The sequence below is a fragment of the Ferribacterium limneticum genome (genome assembly GCF_020510585.1).
Lineage (GTDB): Bacteria > Pseudomonadota > Gammaproteobacteria > Burkholderiales > Rhodocyclaceae > Azonexus.
The window spans coordinates 1,196,697-1,216,956 of the sequence record NZ_CP075190.1 but is presented as its reverse complement, the minus strand read 5'-3'; the positions used below and the strand labels follow the sequence as shown (position 1 = coordinate 1,216,956).

The following is a 20,260-nucleotide window of genomic DNA, read 5'->3' as shown; positions in this document are numbered from 1 at the left end:
GGAGACAACCGATGAAGCTTGAAGAGTTATTGCATCACACCCTGGCCATTCATGCCCCCTGGCGCATCGTCCGCGTCCGCAACGACCTCGGCAAAAGCCAGATCGACATCTGGGTCTCCCGCGAAGCCCAGCGCAGCGGCTGGTTCTTCGCCACGCGCAGCAGCCCCACGCCCGGCAGCGAACAGATCTGGCGTCACATCAACATCGGCAATGCGCGTTGCATCGTTCATGCCGTCATCCCCAGCGATGTGGAAGACGCCGATCTGCAGTGGCTGGGCGAAGCCAGCCAGCCATTTACCCGCGCCTTCGCCCGGCAGATTGCCGGCATGTTCATGCAAGGCGTCAGCTTCGCCTCGGTCTGCGCCCTGCTCGACCTGCCCGTCGCTGATCTATGGAAATTCAAGCATCGCCTGGACACCGGCAAATCCGGCCTGTCCGCCCAGGGCAGCGCAGCCGATGCAAACTCCGCCCAGGTCCCGGCCCCCAACGACCCGATCTGGGAAGAATTGCTCAGCGGCAGCCTCCAGCTCGACATCCGCATCCTCAGCCTCAAGCTGTTACTGACCAAACTGCGCGAGCAATTCTCGGTCATCGGCGACAGCGAAGTGCGCAATCTGAAAGCCCATGAACTGCAGCGCTACTTCACACGCCACGAAAAAATGCTGAGCCACGAACTGGCGCAACTTGCCCGAAACTGAACCACACCACTGGCAAAAAAATGAAAACCCAACAAGAACTGATGTCAGTCGGCCGCGCCGCCGAACTGATCGAGGCCGGCAAATACCTCAGTATCGCCGGCGATGAAGCCGCGCTAAGACAACTCCCGCAAGGCAACTGGATCGGCGGCACGATCCCCTATTTCATGGCGGCTGCAGGCGGCACGGTCAGCCGCGAGCAGGTTTTCGTCAGCGAAATCAGCGGCTTCGCCGCGCCGCCGCAACTGCGCTTCTACGACTCCGGCAGCCTGCCGCAAATCTGCCGAAATGCGCCGGACAACGGCTACAGCATCCTGATCATTCCCGCCTTCAGCGGCACCCACGCCAGTTTTGCCCAAAACGCCCCGAATTTCGAAGAGATGTACATGAAGCCGCTGATCGGCTGGATCGCCGGCGTGCACCTCGACGATCTGGGCAAGACCTCGCCCAAGGTCATCCTCGGCAGCACCGGCGAGTTTTCCGAATCCGACGCCGTGGTCATGGACGTGCCGCTGCCGCCCGAAAAATTCGCCCAGATCGACATCGTCAACCTCTTCCGCCCCGGCAGCGGCGCCGGCATCAGCTTCCAGAACAACGGTTTCAGCGCCGGCGACTGCCTGATCGGCGGCCAAGTCGGCAACCTGGCCGATTACCTGCTGGAAAAACAGATCGACACGCGCCTGCCGCTGGTCGCCGATTACAGCGGCGCCATGATCAACGTCAGCATCAAAAGCATCGACCACGAGGCGAAGCGCGTCGAGTTCTACGCCCCGGTCTTCCCGGGCCTCGAATACCGCTTTGCGGCACCGGTCACCGACTATGTCACCGCCTTCCAGGCCGCGCTGCCCAAGAGTGGGCTGGACATTTCCTTCTCCTGCAACTGCATCCTCAATTTCCTCAATTCGCATCTTGAAGGCAAGCGGACAGGCGAGGTCACCGGGCCGATGACCTTCGGTGAAATCGGTTACCAGTTGCTCAACCAGACCCTTGTTTACCTGACCGTCACCGAATGAGCCGGGGCGGAGAATTTTTTCGCGGCCCCCTTTACTCGCCCGGCGACTTCCCATTAACGTAGCCAACTTTCAACGCCCCACCTCAACCAAGGCAGATCCATGCAAAAGCTCGCTACCGCAACCGCCCTCCTCCTCGCGCTCTCCTTACCGGCCGCTGCCGCCGAACCGAAGGAAGAAATGACCGCCTCCGGCATCGCCATCACCATGCTCAAGGAAGGCAGCGGCGCCAGCCCGAAGGCCAGCGACACGGTCAAGGTGCACTACCGCGGCACGCTGACCAACGGCCAGGAATTCGACAGTTCGTACAAGCGCAACGAGCCGGCCGCCTTCCCGCTCAACCGGGTGATTCCGTGCTGGACCGAAGGCGTGCAGAAGATCAAGGTCGGCGGCAAGGCCAAGCTCGTTTGCCCGCCCAATCTGGCTTACGGTAGCCGCGGCGTGCCCGGCATCCCGCCCAATTCGACGCTGACTTTCGAAGTCGAATTGCTCGACATCGCCAGGTAAGGCAACGGCCGGCTCGAGCCGGCTGAAACTGGCGGCGCCTAGTCCGGCTCATGCGCCGCCTGTCATTCAAGCGTCATGCCGGCGGCTCAGACTTCAAGGATTGTCATTCTGCCGGAGGCGACCATGCGCCACCTTGCCCTGCTCCTGTCTGCCCTCCTTTTTTCCGTTTTCGCTCAAGCCGCATCGAACGCGAACATCACCACCATCGGTTGCTCCGGTAATTCGTCATTCGACCTGACCAATGGCGCCATGCTGTCCTGCGATGGCGATTTCTCGCTGATCGGTGGCAGCGTCGATTCGGACTCAGGAATCACGATCAGCGCAGTCGGTTCATTGTTTCTTGATGACCTGAGACTCAGCGCCCCCGTCGTCCAACTGAAAACGCTCACCGGCGTCGTCAGCGTTGCCGAAGGCGTATCAATCAATGCGATCAACTGGACCACATTCGACATCGGCACATCGCCTCGTTTGACTGTGGCGCAACCCGGGAATCTAACGCTTCTGGAAAGAGGGACAGTAACAGTCAGCACCGGCGGTGAGATTTCACTGGGTCAACCGGGCCAGATTACGCTGCGCAATGGAGGGGGGATTATCGTGCGCCAGGGAGGTGATATCACGATACCAGTGGCCAGCACAGCACCAGTGCAAAATCTTGATAGCTATCGCGGAACGCTCCTGCTGGTCTCATCGGTGCCGGAGCCGAGCATGTTCTGGTCGCTCCTCTGCGGTGGACTGCTCCTCGCCATCCGCCGAAACCGCCGGAAAGAACTGACCTGAGCAGCGCTCAGGCCAGCGCCCGGCGAATGGCCGTGGCGAGGATGGCAGGGTCTTCGGCCCCAACGACGATCTGCCGGCCATCGACAATGAAGGTCGGCACCATCGAAATGCCCATCGCCCGGAACCGGCGCTCCGTGGCGCGCACCTCTTCGCTGTCCTGGCCGGAAGCCAGATAGGACTCGACTTCCTCGCCGGGATAGCCGCATTCGACCGCCACCTGCACCAGCAGGGCACGATCGCCAATCCGCTCGCCACGCTGAAACTGGGCGACGAACAGCCGCTCGACAAGCCGGGCCGCATCGCCGCGTTGCTGCGCCCAGTGAATCAGCCGATGCGCCTGCAGGGTGTTGGCGCGGACCTCGATTTTCTCGAAGGCATACTCGACACCCCACGGCCGGCCAGCGGCGCGCACACGCTCGAACAGCGCCGCGACCGGCGCCGGCCCGCCAAATTTCTTTTCGAGAAACGGCAGGTAAGGCTCGCCTTCGGGCGGCGTATCGGGATTCAGGAAAAACGGGCGCCAGCGCTTCTCGCAGGCAAAGTCCGGCAACTCGCGGCGCACTTCGGCAATGGCCGCATCAAGCCGGCGCAGGCCGATGTAGCACCACGGGCAGACGAGGTCGGAAACGATTTCAACGGTCAGCATGGAGCCGATCATACTCGACGCCAGCGCCGGATCAAGCCAGCCACTTGAGCACGGTCGCGTACAATGTATCCGGATTGGCCGGCTTGGCAAGGAAGTCATTCATGCCGGCGGCAAGGCATTTCTCACGATCTTCGATAAAGGCATTGGCGGTCATCGCGATAATCGGCATGCGACCACCACGGGCCAATTGGCGGATTGCCCGCGTCGCCGCCAGGCCATCCATCCGGGGCATCTGCATGTCCATCAGGATCAGGTCGTATGCCGTCTTCCCGGCCATCTCCAGTGCCTCGGCGCCATTATTGGCGACATCGATCAGCAAGCCGGCTTCGCTCAACAGTTCGCGCGCAATTTCCTGATTGATCGGCTCGTCTTCGGCCAGGAGCACGCGTCTGCCCCGGTAGTCGCGGGCCAGAACCGTTTCGGCGCCCTCCCCGGCGGCGACCGAGGCAGGCTCTGCCAACACGGGGAGCCCGCAGTCCAGCCAGGCGGTAAACCAGAAGGTACTGCCCTGGCCCAGTTCGCTGCTCACCCCGACCTCTCCGCCCATCAGGCGGGCCAGGTATGAAGTGATGGCCAGGCCGAGGCCGGTGCCGCCATATTCCCGGGTAGTCGAGCTGTCGGCCTGCTCGAAAGCCGCAAAGAGGCGATGAAGATGGGTCGGGGCAATGCCGATGCCGGAGTCCTCGACCTCGAAACGGAGCAGCACGCGCCCATCTTCTTTACTCAGGACACGGGTGCGAATCGTGATCGTCCCTTGGTCGGTAAATTTGACCGCGTTGTTGGCGTAATTAAGCAGCGCCTGCATCAGCCGCGTCGGGTCGCCGCGCAGGTGGCGTGGTAGCGGCCCGGTTTCCATCACCAGGCGCAAGCCCTTGCTGCCAACCCGGGGAGAGAGGATAGAAGCAATGTTTTCAAGCAGCCCATGGATGGCCACATCGGCTTTTTCGAGACTCAACTTGCCGGCTTCGATCTTGGAAAGATCGAGGATGTCATTCAGGACGCTGAGCAGGTGCTTGGCTGCCGTATCGATCTTGTCGAGCTGCCCTGCCTGCTTCGGCGTCACCCCGTCCCGCTGCATCAGATGAACCATCCCGAGAATGGCATTCATCGGCGTTCTGATCTCGTGGCTCATGTTGGCCAGGAAAGCACTCTTGGCCTGTGTCGCGGCCTCGGCCCGCTCCTTGGCGACGGCCAGTTCCCAGGTTCGTTGATCGACGAGATCGGCCAGATGATCGCGATGCCGTGCCAGCTCCGCCTCCATTTCCCGGATTGCCGTGACATCGACGCCCAGCCCGACGAGCAAAAGTTTTCCGTCGACGACGACGCGCTGGCCAGTAAACAGATAGCGCCGGGTACCGCCTTCCTTGACCAGCAGGTTCGCCTCGGCGGTTGACTGGCCGTCTGCAAATACGGCGGCAATGCGGCTGCCGACCAGATCGCGGTCGTCCGCGGCAAACAGCTCGAGCGGGCTGATCGCCGCCATTTCCATCGCGCTCCGGCCGGTCACCTCCTCGAAATTCCGGTTCCAGCGCACGAAACGGGCATCGGGCGAAATGACATAGAACACACCGGGCAGGCTGTCGGTCAGTTGGTCAGAAAAATCACGCTCGCCGCGATAACGCTCGATCAGTTGATCGCGCTCGCCACTGATCTGTTTGCGCTCGGTGATGTCGTGGATAAAAACCAGCGATCCATCTTCCTCGTCAAAGCGCAGGGGCACGGCCGAAACCTCGACCGCCACCGGCGTGCCGTCAATGCGCAGATAGCTCTGCTCTTGCGGAGGAACGGCATAGCCGTCATTGAGCAGGCGTATCCGCTGTGCCACTTCGGCACGGCAATCCGGATGAACCCGATCAAGGACGACCGTGCCGAGCAGTTGATCCTGGCTTTTCGCGCCCAATAGAGCCAGCGTGGCATTGTTGGCGTAGGCAAAACGCCCGTGCGTCTGCACGAAGATACCTTCCGGCGCACCCTCGACCAGCAGGCGGAAGCGTTGCTCGCTGTCGGCCAGGGCGGCCTCGTAGCGCTGGCGATCGACCAGCAACTGATTGAATTTGCCGACCAGATGCCCGATCTCATCGTCACGACGCACTGGAAGCGGGGCCAGCGGCGCCTCCCCGGCACTCATCCGGCGCAGCGCCTCACCCGCCTCAGCCAGCGGGGCAAGCACCTTGTCCACACCACGGAAAATGACGAAAAAAGCCACCAAGGTCAGCAGACCGGCAATCACATAAAGGTAATTTTGAAAGGCAAGAATCGGCGCGAATGCCACCCCGGTAGGCAGTGCCGAGAGGACAAGCCAGTTGCCGCTTGCCACGTGGGCGCCAGAATAGAGCTTGGCAATCCCTTCCGAACTGACGGCAATGCCCGAACCCTCGAAGCCACCCACCATCCTGTCCAAGAGGGGATTGTGCCCCGGTGCCGGCGTCGGCGTCATGGCCCGCTTGCTGTCGGTGGCGGCAATGATCATCTTGTCGCGCAACGAAAAAATATAAAACTCCCCACTGCCGGTCTGGGCATTGTCGGATACGAAACCGAGCGCATCGGGCGCCGTCAGGTCGATGATGCCCGCCAGCACAGCCCGCAGTTTCCCTGCCGCATCGAAGACCGGAACGCTGATGACCAATAGCGGCCGTTTCAAATTGCGGCCAAAAATGGGTTTGTCGATATAGGGCTGACCGGTGGCGACCACCTGCCGGACGTAGTCGCGATCGCCAACGTACATGCCGCGCCGCCCCGGTACGGGCGGGAAATCAACGATGACTCTCTCATCAAGGCCGATGACCGCGACACCAGCCGAGAATATATCCTGGAGCGCCGAATCCTCGACCAGCTTGGACTGCAACGATGCATAGCCAAGATCAGCCGGCAACTCGGTCGCCAGACGGCGCATGCTGTCGATGCGGCCCTTCAGCTTTTGATCGATCTCCCGCGCCACCTGGCGGGTAGCGGCCAGTTGCTGATCGGCGAGAACCTGCTCGAAGCGGCTTTGCAACACCGTCGCCGAGAGGATGGCCAGCCCCCAGATAAACACCACTACCAGGCCTATCGTCATGGCGACCAGCCGGCTTCGCAAGGACATCCGGTGCAGTCGGGCCATGCAGGAAAACAGGTGTTTCATTTTGATGACGGGAGAGGTTTCTGTCATGACAGCATCGATACCAGCGGCGCCGGTGACGGAAGCTGTCTTGGCAGTAAACTATAACAAAAGTTATAGGCGATAGCTTGCTTATCAATTATGGCAATTTGTCTGACCAACGACAGCAGGCTTGGCGCCTGTAGTCCGAATGCCCCTTGACTTCAGCCTTCAACACACTCCGTGACCCAGCCCAGCGCCCTGATGCAGGCGCGGGCCATGGCTGGCGACAGTGCATCGTGGCCGGCGCTTGCCACCGGCACCCAGGTCGCCTCGGGCCAGGCCCGATGCAGCATTTCAGCCGCTACCGGCGGACAGACCGGATCGGCCAGGCCCTGGACGATGACAGCCGGCAGATGGCGAATCCGGTCGATGCCGGCCAACAACTGGCCGGGCATGAGAAAACAATCGCGGGTCAGGTAGTGCATCTGGATGCGCGCCCTGGCCTGCTGCATGGCATTGGGTGGCGCGTCGAGTGGCTCCTTGCCGATCAGGCTGCGTTGGTAGTCGAGCCAGACCCGCGCCGCTTGGGCCGCCCTCTCGGTATGCTCGCTCAGAATGATCCGGGCGAACGCCGCCAGCGGATCGCCCCGCTCCAGGCGCGGCAGCATGCTGCCGAGGCCGCGCGCATAGGCGACGATTTCCTCGCGGGAGCCGAGAAAAATGCCGTGCATGACCAGCCCGTGTACGTTTTCCGGATAAATCTGGGCATAGGCCAAGGCCAGCAGGCTGCCCCACGAACCACCGAAAACGATCCAGCCGGAAATTCCAAGGGCCTCGCGGACATAATCAAGATCGGCGACCAGATCGAGCGTCGTGTTCGCGCCCAATTCACCGCTCGGCAGACTGCGCCCGGCGCCGCGCTGGTCGATCATGACGACGCGGAAAATCGCCGGGTCGAACAATTGCCGGTGCTCGGGCATGCAGCCGGCGCCCGGCCCGCCATGCAGGAAAAGCACGGGCACGCCATCGATCGGGCCGCATTCCTCGACATGCAGGATATGCCCGTCGCCGACCGCCATCTGCCGGACGCAGCGCGGCTGACTGGCGGGGAACAACAGATCGCTGGTGTAGTGTTGCATGCTATGAGGTACTCGATAAAACTGATGCATTTGGCCCTTTAGCAAGGCGAAAACTACAGCGAAACCCAGTGGTATCGCGCGGATTTGCAACGCCGCCACGGGGGCAAAGGCGCAGTTTTATGTGCCTCATAGCGTGCAAAACCACACTTGACCCTCAAGCCTCGATCAGGCCGTTGCGCACGGCGACCAGCGTCAACTCGGCAGCGTTCTGGACGTTGAGCTTCTGCTTGATGTGATAAAGATGGGTACCGACCGTGCTCGGGCTCAGGCAAAAATCCTCGGCCACGTCATTGACCGAACGACCTTCGGCCAGCTTCATGAAGACGGCCAGCTCCTTCTCGGTCAGCGTATCGACCGGGTTGGCCGAACCGGAAAGCTGGGCCAGCGCAACGGACTGCGCCAGTTCCGGGTCAAGGTAACGGCGGTCGCTGGCGACCTGGCCAACGGCACGCAGGAACTCCTCGGGCGCCGCCCGTTTGCACAGGTAACCGCGAGCGCCAAGACGCAGGGCGCGCACCGGCACAATGTCGTCGTTGTGGGCCGAGAGCATCAGCACTTTGGCCTTGGCGTCCCAGACGAGCAGCCGTTCGAGCGCCGCCAGACCGCCGATGCCGGGCATCGAGACGTCCATCACGACGATGTCCGGGTTGGTTTCGGCGTAGAGGCGGACGGCGTTTTCGCCGTTCTCGGCCTCGCCGACCACCGTGGCGCCGGCCCCTTCGAGCAAGCAGCGGAAGCCGAGGCGAACCATCGCGTGATCGTCGGCAAGCAGGATGCGCTTGCCTTGCAGTGCGTTGCTCATGCGAATTCCTCCGGGGACTGTTGAAGCGTCGCGTCAGGCAGGCGGGCGAAGATGCGGAAGCCGCCGCCGACGGGTTGTTCGAATTGAAGATGGCCGCCCAGAGCGGCGATGCGTTCGCCCATACCGGCCAGGCCGAGGCCGCAACCGGGCTGCGCCGAGGGCTGACCGGAACGGCCGCGTCCGTTGTCGGCCAGCGTCAGTTGCAGCCAGCCGGCGACGCGGCTGATGGCCAGCTCGACCTGCGAGGCGTCGGCGTGGCGCACGACATTGGTCAGGCCTTCCTGCACGATGCGGACGACGGCCATGGCCAGATCATCGGCGACGGGTTGCGGGCCGATGGCCAGACTGCTGTTCACGATGATTTCCGGGTGCTGCGCCTGCCAGCCGGCCAGCTGGCGTTCGAGCGTCGCGGCCAGACTGTTGCCGGCAGCCGGACGCAGGCGGTGCAGGATGTTACGCACGCCATCCTGCATTTCGCCGGTCACCGCAACGATGCCCTGGGCCGGAATATGCAGCGACGGCGCATCTCCGGTGCGCTGGACGATGGCGCCGGCCAAGGCCCGGACGGCGGTGATACCCTGGGCCAGCTCGTCGTGCAGTTCGCGGGCGATGACCCGGCGCTCTTCTTCGAGGCGGTCATGCATCTGGCGGTCGACTTCACGGGCGCTTTCAAGGCGGACATTGTCGTCAACCGCTTCGCCGAGCCGGTCAGCCATGCCATTGAAGGCGCGCGAGATGCGGCCGAGTTCCGGCGTCGCGAAAACCGGCAAACGGGTGTCGAAACGGCCGCGGCCGGTCCGGTCGAGGGCGCGCATGATCTGGGCCAGTGGGCGCAGGGCCCGACCCAGCGCCGTGCGCGTCGCCACGAAGAGCACGCCAAGCAAGGCCAGCGCCCAGCCGGCCATCGCCGCCAGTTCGTCCCAGGCGTCGAGTATGGCGCGCGAATCATCAGGATGCAGGGTCAAGGTGTAGCCCTCCACGGCCAGTGTGCGGGCCGGATACTGGCTGGCCAGCAAGCTGGCAAACCACGCCGGGGCCGAACGCCCGGCCTTGTAGCTCGAAGCCGGCGAACGGTAGATCGTCTCGCCGGCAGCCGTGCGGATTTCCAGCTCATTGGCCCGCACCCGGCCGATGGCGCGGGCGACGCTGAGCAGCCGTTCGCCGCGCGTCGCGGCCGGCACGTCGTGCATTTCGCCGAGCACGGCCTTGAGCCATTGCTCGGAAACCCGGCTCGCCGCCTCGACTTCCTCGTGGATGGCATTGCGCGTGCCGTGCAGCCAGAGGCCAGCGAGGACGATGAGCAGGCTGGCCGCCAGCGCGGTGAGAACGAGGCCGACGCGGGTGTGCAGGCTGAGCTTTGCATTCCCACGGTCAACCGGAAAAAAGGGCCGAAAATGAAATGTCATTTGCCACCAAACACGTAACGTACGCCGAGCCAGGCAGAGCGCGGTGCGCCCGGGGCGACGAAGGTTTCACGACGCCAGTCATCCGGAGCAAGCTGGAGACTGCCGCCGACGAAGGGATTTTCGGCCAGCGCGCCGGCCGTGGCGTAGTGCTTGTCGAAAACGTTGTTGACCTTGGCGAACATCTGCCAGCCGGCGCCCAGCTTGGCTTCGGCATTGAGGTTGAGGATGGCGTAGCCGGGAATGCGGCCGGGGCCGTCGAAGGTTTCCCCACCGACAGTGCCGGCCTGATGCTGGTTATTCTCGTTGCCGCGGACGTACTGGCCGGAGAAAGCCTGCACGTCGCCGCCGAGGCGCAGCCAGTCGGTAGCCCGCCAGGCCAGCCCGAGTTTGAGGCTGTGCGTCGGCAGTCCCGGGATGTGATTACCCTTGCGCACGAGAATTTCGTCGCTCGCCGGGCACTCCGCCGTGGTCCCGCGCGTGCTGTTGTTGGCGCCGAGCAAGCAGGCGTCGGAGCGGAAAGTGGCGTGCAGCCAGCTGTAATTGGCGTACCAGTCGACACGGTGCAGGTTGCCGTTGAGGCCGAGTTCAAGGCCCTGGCGCAGCGTCTTGCCGTAGTTGGTGAAGTAGCCGGCGCTGGTCGAGGTGCCGACGAACAGGATGTCGTCGCTGCTCATGGTGCGGAAAACGCCGGCATTCCAGTTCGTCTCGCCGACCAGCTTGCCGCGCAGGCCGGCTTCCAGGGTGCGGGCGACGACCTGCTTGAGGTAGGGGTCGGCGGCCATCGAGTTGGGCAGGGTGCACGGGTTGGCCGGGTCGGCGCAGCCAAGTTCGATCGGCGTCGGCACGCGGTTGCCCTGGCTGAAGCCAGCGTAGGCGTTGAGCACCGGAAGAATCTGCCAGCTCAGGCCGAGGGCCGGGTTGAGCTTGCGGTACTTGTGGTCGCCGTCGAGGTTGGGCGCCGTGCGGTTGAGTTCGTCGAAGGTCGTGACGTGGCTCATGTTGTAGCGGGCCGAGCCGGTCAGGTGCAGGTTGGGCGTCAACGAGAAGGTGTCGGTGACGAACAGGCTGGCCGTGCTGGTCTTGCCGTTGATCTGGTTTTCAATCGCCAGCGCCTGGACATTGCTGACGCCGCGACTGGCGTCGAGCTCGCCCAGTTCCTGCGTCTGCTGGAAGTTGATGCGCGCCTGGTCGTAGGAGGCACCGAGCGCCAGCTGATGCTGCTGAGAGCTGAGGTTCCACTGGGCAGCGACGCCCGTGCCACGTTGGCTCGTCCGCGTCCGGTTGTTGGCACCAGTTTCATCGGGCTCCAAGCCTGGAGTGCTGCCATTGTTAACCCAGTCCTCGTACTCGGTCTCGTAGTCATCGTTCATGTCGCCGTTGAGCGTGCGCGTCTTGGTCCGCCGGTGATAGACGCTGCCGCTCAGGCTCTGCGTGTCGCTTAGCCACAGCTTGCCGTTGAGGGCGAGCTGGGTCAGGTCGTTACGTGTCTCGTCGGGGTGCGTGAAAATGTTTTCACGGCGCTCGGCAAGCATCGATTGCGGCACGAGGCCGTTGCCGATCAGCCGGCTGCGCGCCTTGGTCAGCGTCAGGTCAGCCTCGCCGGCGGCATTGCGGAAGGACAGCTTGCCGAAGAACTGTTTGACGTCGGATGGCGAGTGATCGCGCCAGCCATCTTCGCGAAACCAGTCGCCGGCGCCGTACCAGCCGAAGGTGCCGTTGTTGCCGCCGTACTCCAGTTCAGTGTTGGTACGATTGAAACTGCCGCCGGACAGTTCAAACTTGCCACCCGGGTGCGAGAAGCCGCTTTTCGTGCGCATGGACAGCGCACCGCCCAGCGTGTTGAGGCCGAAAGCCGGGTTGGAACCGGGAATCAGGTCGATGCCGGCAATCGCCGAATTGGGGATCAAGTCCCAGTTGACCGTGTCGCCGAAAGGCTCATTGACGCGCACGCCATCGACGTAGACCGACAGCCCCTGCGCCATGCCGAGTAGCGGCGAGGCGGTGAAGCCGCGGTAGTTGAGGTCAGACTGATAAGGATTACCCTGGACTTCATTGACGGTGACGGCCGGCACCTGGCGAAGCAGTTGCTCGGCGATGTTCTGGCTTTCGATTTCATCGAGCCGGCGGTCGTCGAGCGACTGGACGTTGGCCGGCAGATGCAGGCGTGGCACGCCGATACCCGATAACGGTGTGGTGCCGACGACTTCGACGGTGGCCGTGGTGACGATAGTCTCGGCGGCAAAGGCCGGGACAAAGGCGGCCGAAATAGCGATGGCGAGCAGCGAACGCTGGGGGACTTGTCTCTTCATGTTGTTTTTTTGAGTTTGTAGTTGATCGGCACGACGACTTGAATTTCGTTGGCTTCCAGCGCATCGGGTAGCGGCGGCAGACCGGTCAGGGCTTCGAGCATGGCCAGGGCGTGCTGGTCGAGGACAGCGAAGCCGCTCGAACGGTCAAGCACGACGCCGAGCAGATTGCCCTTGCGGGCCACCTTGAGGCGCAGGCGCACTTCGCCCTCCCAGCCGCGCAGGGCGGCGACGCGCGGGTATTCCTGATGGCGGGCGAACAGTTCGCCGAGGCGCTGGCGATAGCCGTCGAGGACTTCGCTTTGCGGGCGCTGCGGGGCGACGGCGGGGGCCGGGCGGGCCGCTTCGGCGGAGGGCGCGGAAACCGCTGCGGCTGGAGCGACGCTTTCGGATGGCATCGACGATGACGGCGATGGCGTTGTTGCCGGCACATTGGCCGGCCCGGCAGTCTGCATTGCGCGCGGAGCCGGCCGCTCCGAACGACTGGCGTCCTGCCGGGCCTTCTGGGGGACGGCTGCCGGCGCCGGGGCGACTTCGGCAACAGGTCCGGATTCGGTGACTGCGATGAGACGGATCGAGGCAAAAATGGGTGGCAGGTTGATCGGGCCATTCTGGCGTTGCCACGAGGTCAGGGCAAACAGCGAGGCGTGGAGCAGGATGGACAATGCCAAAATTGCCCAAAATTTCCGGTTGACCGTGGGCATGACCGGCGCCTCGATGTTGGCTGCGGTGATCACGGTTTCGCCCCCAGGGCTTCCTGCTCGGCGGCCGGGAAGAGATGGCCGACCGAGCGGCGGTATTCGCTGGCCGCCACCGGCAGGCTGGCAAACTCCGGCGGCAGCGGGCGGGCCAGCACGTCGTTCATGTCCAGCCCGGCTTTCGCCGCGTCACGCATGGCGGCGCTCAGCCAGGTCAGCCAGGCGCGCGTCAGGCGGATCGGGGCGGCATCGGCTGTCGGCGCGCCGTGGCCGGGGAGCAGCAGCGTGAAGCCGGGTTCGCGGGTCAACGCGTCGAGTTGATCGAGCGCCTTGAGCCAGTGCGCAACATTGGCATGCGGCGTGGTCGGGGCACGACCGTTGAAGACGAGATCGCCGGCAAAGACGACGCCACTGGATTCATCAACGATAACGAGATCGGCGCCAGTATGGCCGTCCAGCCCGACGAGGCGCAGGCGGCGGCCGGCCACCTCGAAGCGGCCGGCGCCCAGCGTCTGGCCGGGAAGCTGGACTTCGGTGCCCTTCATCCAGTCGCCGGACATGCGGTAGAGGTTCTCGGCAAAAGCGTTGCCGTCGGTGGCGATGCCCTTGCGCGTTTCAGCCAGCGCGGCGATGGTCACATCGGCGAAAGCCTGGTTGCCGAGAAAGTGGTCCGGGTGATGGTGGGTGTTGATGACCAGCGCGACGGGTTTGGCCGTGATCGCGGCAATCGCCCGGCGCATCTGCTGGCCGTAGCGCAGCGACGGGCCGCTGTCGATGACGATGACGCCCTGCGGGGCGACGACGAAGGCGGTGTTGACGATGTTGCCGCCGTTGTCCGTGGAGAAATCCTCGGTTTTGCCGATGAAGGTGTAGACGTCTTTGGCGACCTGCACGGCCGACAGCCGGTAGTCGAAATCAGCCGCCCCGAGCTGGCCGGCAACGAGCACAAGCAGCGCACCAAGCAGACGTTTCACTGCGCGATCCTCGCCTTGAAAGCGTTGCCGTTGTTGTCGCGGCCGCTGGCTTCGACCGGGCCGTCGGCACTGGCTCGCTGCAAGGTGAATACCGGATTTTCGCTGACCGGCTCGTAGGTCTGGACGCGCATCAGACGCTTGCCGGCGGCGTCGGCGAAGTTGATTTCTTCGAGGAAGAAAGCCGGCGTGCCGGCGACCAGGCCGGTGTCCATCGGATGCACGATGCGCATGCGCAGCCGGCCGGCGTTCGGGCCTTCGCTCCACTGGCGGCCGCTTACTTCGTTGAGGCGCTGCTGCCATTCCTTCGAGCCGCCCGCCGCCGACGGTGCCGTGCAGCCGCCACCAACAGTGTTCACCCAGGTGCCGCCGACATGCCAGACACCATCGGCCGTACGTACTGCGGCACGGACCGGCGTCGATTGCTGGAGCTTGACGCGAAAACCGAGGAAAGCCGGCGCGTCTTCGGGGAAGAAGCGCAGCACCTGGACGATGGGATTGAAGTCGGCGAAGACGACAACTTCGATCACGCCAGCCAGTGCCGTGGCGTCGACAGTGACCGGCACCTGCATCGGGTTTTCAGCCGTCGAGGGGGCGACCACCTTGACGCGCGGATCGAACAGGACGGGCGCCCCGGCCAGGAAAGCTTTCTGCATTTCCGACCAGCGTGCCGAGGCGAGCGGGTCGCCGCTCTCGCGCAAGGCGGCGGCTTCGGCCGGGGGCATCAACGCCGCCAGGGCAATCGCCGCAATGGTCAGTGGGTATTTCATCGTGTCTCGCTCCTTTTGCCCGGTGGGCTCTTTGCCGAGAAACGTTCGCAAAGCGCGTGCCAAGGCCGGAGCAATTCAGGCAATCGCTGATCTGACGGGCGAAGACGCCGCAGCACAGGACACTGTCACAGCACCTGAACAACCCAGGTGTGCAACTTTGGAGCAGGTGGTGACTAATGGAACAGACAACTGACTCACCCCCCTGCGACACAAAAGGCAACAATGAAGGCCGCTTTAGCCCCGCCAACAGGAGCGCCGGGCATTCCGGGCCAGCTTGGCACAGCCCTTGCAGATCGGTTTCCCTGCCAGCGAGCCGGTTCAGGGAATGGAGGTGGCTCGCCAGCATGTCATTCCACGCGGCCGGACCGTGTTCAACACGGTTTTCCGCGTCGGAACCATCGGATAATCAAGGAGACAATCCATGCAAAGTCATACCCCTTTCAAGCGGAGAGTTGTTACCCTCGCGCTACTGACGGCAGCGGCATTTGCCGGCAGCCCGGCCAGCGCCGGCGTCACTGATGCAGACATCCTCAACGATGCCAAGACCACCGGCGACGTGGTCAGCTTCGGCCTCGGCACCCAGGGTCAGCGTTACAGCCCGTCTACCCAGATCAACGCCAAGACGGTGAAGAATCTGGTCCCGGCCTGGTCGATGTCCTTCGGCGGCGAGAAGCAACGCGGCCAGGAATCGCAACCGGTCATCAGCAACGGCAAGATGTTCGTTACCGCTTCCTACAGCCGCCTGTTCGCCATCGACGTGAAGACCGGCAAGAAGCTGTGGAAGTACGAGCACCGTCTGCCGGACGGCATCATGCCGTGCTGCGACGTAATCAACCGCGGCGCCGCCCTGTACGGCGACCTGGTCATCTTCGCGACGCTGGATGCCCAGCTCGTCGCCATGAACCAGGACACCGGCAAGGTCGTCTGGAAGGAAAAACTCGGTGACTACGCCGCTGGCTACTCTGCCAGTGCTGCTCCGATCATCGCCAAGGGCAAGCTGATTACCGGTGTTTCCGGTGGCGAATTCGGCGTTGTTGGCCGCATCGATGCCCGCGACCCGCTGACCGGCAAGCTGATCTGGACCCGTCCGACCGTTGAAGGTCACATGGGTTACAGCTTCAACGCAGCCGGCGAGAAGGTCGAAAACGGCATCTCCGGCACGACCAACGCCACCTGGTCCGGCGACCTCTGGCAAACCGGCGGTGCAGCGACCTGGAACGGCGCCACCTACGATCCGGAAACCAACCTGATCTTCGCCGGCACCGGCAATCCGGCCCCGTGGAACAGCCACCTGCGTCCGGGCGACAACCTGTTCTCGTCCTCCACCGTTGCCATCGACGCCGACACCGGCAAGATCGCCTGGCACTACCAGAACACCCCGCACGATGGCTGGGACTTTGACGGCGTGAACGAATTCGTTTCCTTCGACTACAAGGATCCGAAGACGGGCAAGATCATCAAGGCTGGCGGCAAGGCCGACCGTAACGGTTTCTTCTTCGTGAACAACCGGACCAACGGCAAGCTGCTCAACGCTTTCCCGTTCGTCAAGAAGATCACCTGGGCTACCGGCATCAACCTCGAAACCGGCCGTCCGAACTACATCGAAGAAGGCCGTCCGGGTGACCCGACAGCCAGCGCCGATGGCAAGAAGGGCAAGGTCGTCTTCTCGGCCCCGTCCTTCCTCGGCGGCAAGAACCAGCAGCAAATGGCCTACAGCCCGCAGACCGGCTTGTTCTACGTGCCGGCCAACGAGTGGTCGATGGATATCTGGAACGAACCTGTTTCCTACAAGAAGGGTGCTGCTTACCTGGGCGCCGGCTTCACCATCAAGGCACTGAACGACGACCATATCGGCGTGCTGCGTGCGGTCGATCCGACTACCGGCAAGATCGTCTGGGAAAACAAGAACTACGCTCCGTTGTGGGGCGGCGTCCTGACCACCGCTGGTGGCCTGGTCTTCTACGGCACCCCGGAAGGCTTCCTGAAGGGCGTCGATGCCAAGACTGGCAAGGAACTGTGGTCCTTCCAGACCGGTACCGGCATCGTTGCACCGCCGGTCAGCTGGGAACAGGATGGCGAGCAGATGATCGCCGTCACGACCGGCTGGGGCGGCGCTGTTCCGCTGTGGGGCGGCGACGTGGCCAAGCGCGTGAACTTCCTCGAACAGGGCGGTTCGGTGTGGGTCTTCAAGCTGCACAAGGGTTAATTTGAAGTCTTTTCGGGCGCTCCGGCGCCCGATTGAAACGGCGCGGCGGCTTCGGCCCTCGCGCCGTTTTTCATTTTTGGCCAAAAATCCCGGTTGACCGTGGATGCTCACTTGCTTGTTCCGGCCCGCGATTCGATGAAAACCTGGATGGCCCAGGCCAGTTCCTGCTTCAAGACGCCTTCCCACGGCGGCATATGAGTAACGCCGACGATGATCTTGCCCCTGCGCACGCTCTTGGCGAAATAGGCGTCGTTGTCGCGCATGCAGGCGGCGTTCAGTTCGGCGTCGCCGATCCGTTTGCAGAAGCGGTTGAGCAGCCGAAGATCCGGCGCCGGGGCGGCATTGGTACTGGCATCGGCACCGTGGCAGCGGGCGCAGGCCTGGTTGTAGGCCTGCTGTCCGGTGACGATGGCGGCCAGGTTGCCCCGGTAGGGGTTTTCGGCCAGCCAGGTGTTGCCGAGCGGCGGCAGGCCATCCGGCAACACGGTGGGGGCGATGGCGACTTCGTTGGCCACGGCCAGCGAGGCAAAGAGCACGGTGAATAAGGTAACGAGCAGTTTGTTCATGGCGATCACCAGTCGATCGGGCAGTTGGTACAGCCCTCGAAATCGGCATCCTGAAACACCGCGAAGCGCCGGAAGATGCCAGTCAGATCGGCCTTGCGGAAATTAACGGTGAAGAATTTGGTTTCCTGCAGGTTGGCGTTGTTCAGCCGGACGCCGATGAACCAGGCGAAATTGGCCTTGGCCGCTTCGAGATTGGCACCAGTCAGGTCGGCATTGGTGAAATCGGTGCGAAAAAGGCGGGCGAATTCGAGATCGGCACCGACCATTTTGGCGCCGCGAAAGGTCGCCGTCGGCGCACTGACCTTGTTGAGCCGGGCGGCGGTCAGGTCGGCCCCGTCGAGGTTGGCGCCGGCCAGGTTGGCCCCGCGCAGGTCAGCCCGCGCCAGTTGGGCACCGGTCAGATCGGCCCCGGCCAGGTTCTGGCCAGCCAGATTGGCGTGGCGCAGGTCGGCCCCCGGGCAACGGGTATGCGGCCAGATGCCGCAACCGTTGATGACCAGCGGTTCGAAGGGTTCGGCGGCCAATGCTACGGTCGACCCGAAAAAAAGGGCAAAAATGAAATGTCTGGGCATTGTCGTCATTCGAAAGATGCTTCGATCCAAATATTCCCAGGCTGGGTCTGCGTCCATGCAGCGCTGACCCAGCCTTGCTTGCGGGCATTCCGCAGGCCGGGGGAATCCGGCCTGCAGCGGGAACGGTTGAAGCGAAGCGCTCGCTCAGTTCTTCAACGATTTCGGCAGCTTGAACACCCACATCGAGCCGCCCTGCGTCACCTGCTTGGTCAGGTCGGCCATGTCGCCGCCCCACAACGGCACGGCGCCGCCGTAACCGGACTGGATGCCGACAAACTGCTCGCCGTCCATTTCCCAGGTGATCGGCACGGAAACCACGCCGGAACCGGTCTGGAATTTCCACAGTTCCTTGCCGTTCCTGGCGTCGAAGGCCTTGACGTAGCCGTCCGAGGTGCCGGTGAACAACAGGCCGCCGGCGGTGGTCATGGTGCCGGCCCAGAGCGGGAATTTCTCCTTGTGCTCCCAGACGATCTTGCCGGTCTTCGGGTCCATGGCGCGCAGGGTGCCGACGTGGTCGTCGAACAGGCGCTTGATGCGGAAGCCCTGGCCGAGGTAGGCGGAGCCGGCCTTGTAGGTCAGCTTTTCGGTCCAGTAGTCCATCGCCCAGTGGTTGGCCGGGATGTAGAACAGCTCGGTCTGCTGGCTGTAGCTCATCGGCATCCAGTTGGTGCCGCCCAGGAAAGGCGGCGAAACGAAGATCGAGTCGCCCTTGTCGGCGCCCTCTTTCGGCTTCGGCGGATGCTGGCCTTCGACGATGTTCGGCTTGCCGGTCTGCAGGTTCCAGCTCTTCGCCCAGGTGATGCCCTCGACGAACGGCCATGCACCGATCAGCGAGGTCGGCTTGTTCGGGTAGCCGGCGCCATTGGTCAGCTTTTCGCGGTCGGTGACGAAGAAATAGCCGTTGCGGTCGGCGTGGGCCGAGGCCTTGACCAGCTTGCCGGTCTTCGGATCCTTGTATTCGAAGAGGACGACCGAGTTGTTGCCGGAGAAGTCCCAGGCATCGTTCGGGGTGTGCTGGAAGAAGCCCTTGAGCTCGCCGTTGCTGGCATCGACGTAGGCCTGGCCGGAGGTGAACAGGCTGTCCCAGTTGCGCGGATCGTCGCCCTCCTTGGTCCGGTGCCAGGTGTTCCACGGCGCCGGGTTGCCAGTGCCGATGACCACCATGTTCTTGTCCACGTCGTAGCTGGCGGTCTGCCACGGGGCGCCGCCACCGTGGTTCCAGGCATCGACCTTTTTGCCGTCCGCACCCTCCGGCCAGCTTGGCGCCTTGGCATCGCCGGTCGGCGTGCTTTCCTTGCCGTTCAGGCGACCCATGTGGCCTTCGACCATCGGGCGGGCCCAGACTTCCTCGCCGGTATCCGGATCGCGGGCGAACAGGTAGCCGACGACGCCGAATTCGTCACCCGACGAACCATGCACCAGCAGCACCTTGCCGCTCTTCTGGTCCTTTACGACAAAGGGGGCACCGGTCATCGTGTAGCCGATCTTGTGGTCGCCGAACTTCTTCTTCCAGACGACCTTGCCGGTGTCCTTATTGAGCGCCACGACGGTGGCGTCGAGCGTGCCAAAGTAGATCTTGTCGCCGTAGATGGCGGCGCCGCGGTTGATCACGTCGCAGCACGGGCGGATATCTTCCGGCAGGCGGGCTTCGTACTCCCACAGGCGCTTGCCGGTACGGGCATCGATGGCGAAGATGCGCGAGTACGAGGCGGTAACGTAGATCACGCCGTCGTGCACCAGGGCCTGAGCTTCCTGGCCGCGCTGCTTTTCGCCGCCGAAGGAGAAACTCCAGGCCGGCACCAGATGATCGACGTTCTTGGTATTGATCTTGGTCAGCGGGCTGAAGCGCTGGGCTTTCAGACCCAGGCCGTAGGACAGCACATCGCCGGTAGTCTTGTCGTCGTTGAGAATATCTTCCCAACTAACTGTCTTGGCCGCCATCGCCGGCGTACAGAAGCTGGCTGCGACCATGGCTGCGATAAGGGTCTGGCGGGGATTGAACCGGGTTGATTTCATTTTTTCTTTCGTCTCCTAAGTAGTGTCGTGACTCCCCCGAAACATCGGGGCGGCCCATCCATCCCGACAGGCGAGCCGAGTATAGGAAGCGCCT

The 20,260-nt window shown here is 63.4% G+C and carries 17 protein-coding genes; 5 read left to right on the top strand and 12 right to left on the bottom strand.

Annotated features, from left to right (window positions below):
• Positions 1–11 precede the first annotated feature (11 nt).
• From KI613_RS05810 to KI613_RS05795, 4 genes are all read left to right on the top strand, one after another.
• Entirely contained in the window at positions 12–698 is a 687-nt protein-coding gene (locus KI613_RS05810) for a hypothetical protein (protein WP_226404249.1), read from the top strand.
• Positions 699–718: 20 nt separating this feature from the next.
• Complete coding sequence (locus tag KI613_RS05805) at positions 719–1,708, top strand: DUF6976 family protein (RefSeq protein ID WP_226404248.1); 990 nt, start codon at positions 719–721, stop codon at positions 1,706–1,708.
• Between the two features lie 99 nt (positions 1,709–1,807).
• The gene (locus tag KI613_RS05800) at positions 1,808–2,212 is read left to right on the top strand and encodes an FKBP-type peptidyl-prolyl cis-trans isomerase (RefSeq protein ID WP_319004092.1); all 405 of its coding nucleotides are present in this window, start codon (positions 1,808–1,810) and stop codon (positions 2,210–2,212) included.
• Positions 2,213–2,335: 123 nt separating this feature from the next.
• Positions 2,336–2,989: a PEP-CTERM sorting domain-containing protein gene (locus KI613_RS05795; protein ID WP_226404247.1), complete on the top strand. Its 654-nt coding sequence runs from the start codon at positions 2,336–2,338 to the stop codon at positions 2,987–2,989.
• 7 nt (positions 2,990–2,996) lie between these two features.
• Here KI613_RS05795 and KI613_RS05790 read toward each other — a convergent pair whose 3' ends face one another.
• The 9 genes from KI613_RS05790 to KI613_RS05750 all read right to left on the bottom strand — a co-directional run bounded on the left by KI613_RS05790 (position 2,997) and on the right by KI613_RS05750 (position 14,806).
• A complete protein-coding gene (locus KI613_RS05790; RefSeq protein WP_226404246.1) occupies positions 2,997–3,647 on the bottom strand; it encodes a DsbA family oxidoreductase in 651 nt (216 codons plus the stop codon).
• A 19-nt stretch (positions 3,648–3,666) separates the two neighbouring features.
• On the bottom strand, positions 3,667–6,783 hold the full coding sequence (locus KI613_RS05785) for a response regulator (protein ID WP_226404245.1): 3,117 nt from the start codon (positions 6,781–6,783) through the stop codon (positions 3,667–3,669).
• A gap of 152 nt (positions 6,784–6,935) precedes the next feature.
• A complete protein-coding gene (locus tag KI613_RS05780) occupies positions 6,936–7,853 on the bottom strand; it encodes an alpha/beta fold hydrolase (protein WP_226404244.1) in 918 nt (305 codons plus the stop codon).
• 154 nt (positions 7,854–8,007) lie between these two features.
• Complete coding sequence (locus tag KI613_RS05775) at positions 8,008–8,655, bottom strand: response regulator (protein ID WP_226404243.1); 648 nt, start codon at positions 8,653–8,655, stop codon at positions 8,008–8,010.
• On the bottom strand, positions 8,652–10,061 hold the full coding sequence (locus tag KI613_RS05770; RefSeq protein ID WP_226404242.1) for a HAMP domain-containing protein: 1,410 nt from the start codon (positions 10,059–10,061) through the stop codon (positions 8,652–8,654). The genes KI613_RS05775 and KI613_RS05770 overlap by 4 nt, the downstream gene beginning before the upstream one ends.
• Positions 10,058–12,370: a TonB-dependent receptor gene (locus tag KI613_RS05765; RefSeq protein ID WP_226404241.1), complete on the bottom strand. Its 2,313-nt coding sequence runs from the start codon at positions 12,368–12,370 to the stop codon at positions 10,058–10,060. Before KI613_RS05765 ends, KI613_RS05770 begins: the two co-directional genes overlap by 4 nt.
• Positions 12,367–13,104 carry an energy transducer TonB gene (locus tag KI613_RS05760; RefSeq protein WP_226404240.1) on the bottom strand — a complete coding sequence of 246 codons (738 nt, stop codon included), beginning with the start codon at positions 13,102–13,104 and terminating at the stop codon, positions 12,367–12,369. The genes KI613_RS05765 and KI613_RS05760 overlap by 4 nt, the downstream gene beginning before the upstream one ends.
• Positions 13,101–14,039 carry a quinoprotein relay system zinc metallohydrolase 1 gene (locus KI613_RS05755; RefSeq protein WP_226404239.1) on the bottom strand — a complete coding sequence of 313 codons (939 nt, stop codon included), beginning with the start codon at positions 14,037–14,039 and terminating at the stop codon, positions 13,101–13,103. Before KI613_RS05755 ends, KI613_RS05760 begins: the two co-directional genes overlap by 4 nt.
• Entirely contained in the window at positions 14,036–14,806 is a 771-nt protein-coding gene (locus tag KI613_RS05750; protein ID WP_226404238.1) for a quinoprotein dehydrogenase-associated SoxYZ-like carrier, read from the bottom strand. Before KI613_RS05750 ends, KI613_RS05755 begins: the two co-directional genes overlap by 4 nt.
• A 421-nt stretch (positions 14,807–15,227) precedes the next feature.
• Between KI613_RS05750 and KI613_RS05745 the strand changes: the two genes are divergently transcribed.
• Positions 15,228–17,012 (top strand): PQQ-dependent methanol/ethanol family dehydrogenase, encoded by a 1,785-nt coding sequence (locus KI613_RS05745; protein WP_226404237.1) that lies wholly within the window; start codon positions 15,228–15,230, stop codon positions 17,010–17,012.
• A gap of 107 nt (positions 17,013–17,119) precedes the next feature.
• On the opposite strand, the gene KI613_RS05740 is transcribed toward KI613_RS05745, so the two are convergent.
• From KI613_RS05740 to KI613_RS05730, 3 genes are all read right to left on the bottom strand, one after another.
• Positions 17,120–17,578, bottom strand: coding sequence for a c-type cytochrome (locus tag KI613_RS05740; RefSeq protein ID WP_226404236.1), 459 nt, complete (start codon positions 17,576–17,578; stop codon positions 17,120–17,122).
• A 5-nt stretch (positions 17,579–17,583) separates the two neighbouring features.
• Positions 17,584–18,150 carry a pentapeptide repeat-containing protein gene (locus KI613_RS05735; RefSeq protein ID WP_226404235.1) on the bottom strand — a complete coding sequence of 189 codons (567 nt, stop codon included), beginning with the start codon at positions 18,148–18,150 and terminating at the stop codon, positions 17,584–17,586.
• 144 nt (positions 18,151–18,294) lie between these two features.
• On the bottom strand, positions 18,295–20,166 hold the full coding sequence (locus KI613_RS05730; RefSeq protein ID WP_310491398.1) for a methanol/ethanol family PQQ-dependent dehydrogenase: 1,872 nt from the start codon (positions 20,164–20,166) through the stop codon (positions 18,295–18,297).
• Between the last annotated feature and the right edge of the window lie 94 nt (positions 20,167–20,260).

Bases quoted from the DNA above. Each gene is read 5' to 3' on its own strand.
- KI613_RS05740 (WP_226404236.1), bottom strand. From the start codon at position 17,578: ATGAACAAACTGCTCGTTACCTTATTCACCGTGCTCTTTGCCTCGCTG.
- KI613_RS05785 (WP_226404245.1), bottom strand. From the start codon at position 6,783: ATGACAGAAACCTCTCCCGTCATCAAAATGAAACACCTGTTTTCCTGC.
- KI613_RS05805 (WP_226404248.1), top strand. From the start codon at position 719: ATGAAAACCCAACAAGAACTGATGTCAGTCGGCCGCGCCGCCGAACTG.
- KI613_RS05735 (WP_226404235.1), bottom strand. From the start codon at position 18,150: ATGCCCAGACATTTCATTTTTGCCCTTTTTTTCGGGTCGACCGTAGCA.
- KI613_RS05795 (WP_226404247.1), top strand. From the start codon at position 2,336: ATGCGCCACCTTGCCCTGCTCCTGTCTGCCCTCCTTTTTTCCGTTTTC.
- KI613_RS05810 (WP_226404249.1), top strand. From the start codon at position 12: ATGAAGCTTGAAGAGTTATTGCATCACACCCTGGCCATTCATGCCCCC.
- KI613_RS05745 (WP_226404237.1), top strand. From the start codon at position 15,228: ATGCAAAGTCATACCCCTTTCAAGCGGAGAGTTGTTACCCTCGCGCTA.
- KI613_RS05780 (WP_226404244.1), bottom strand. From the start codon at position 7,853: ATGCAACACTACACCAGCGATCTGTTGTTCCCCGCCAGTCAGCCGCGC.
- KI613_RS05770 (WP_226404242.1), bottom strand. From the start codon at position 10,061: ATGACATTTCATTTTCGGCCCTTTTTTCCGGTTGACCGTGGGAATGCA.
- KI613_RS05790 (WP_226404246.1), bottom strand. From the start codon at position 3,647: ATGATCGGCTCCATGCTGACCGTTGAAATCGTTTCCGACCTCGTCTGC.
- KI613_RS05765 (WP_226404241.1), bottom strand. From the start codon at position 12,370: ATGAAGAGACAAGTCCCCCAGCGTTCGCTGCTCGCCATCGCTATTTCG.
- KI613_RS05750 (WP_226404238.1), bottom strand. From the start codon at position 14,806: ATGAAATACCCACTGACCATTGCGGCGATTGCCCTGGCGGCGTTGATG.
- KI613_RS05730 (WP_310491398.1), bottom strand. From the start codon at position 20,166: ATGAAATCAACCCGGTTCAATCCCCGCCAGACCCTTATCGCAGCCATG.
- KI613_RS05800 (WP_319004092.1), top strand. From the start codon at position 1,808: ATGCAAAAGCTCGCTACCGCAACCGCCCTCCTCCTCGCGCTCTCCTTA.
- KI613_RS05775 (WP_226404243.1), bottom strand. From the start codon at position 8,655: ATGAGCAACGCACTGCAAGGCAAGCGCATCCTGCTTGCCGACGATCAC.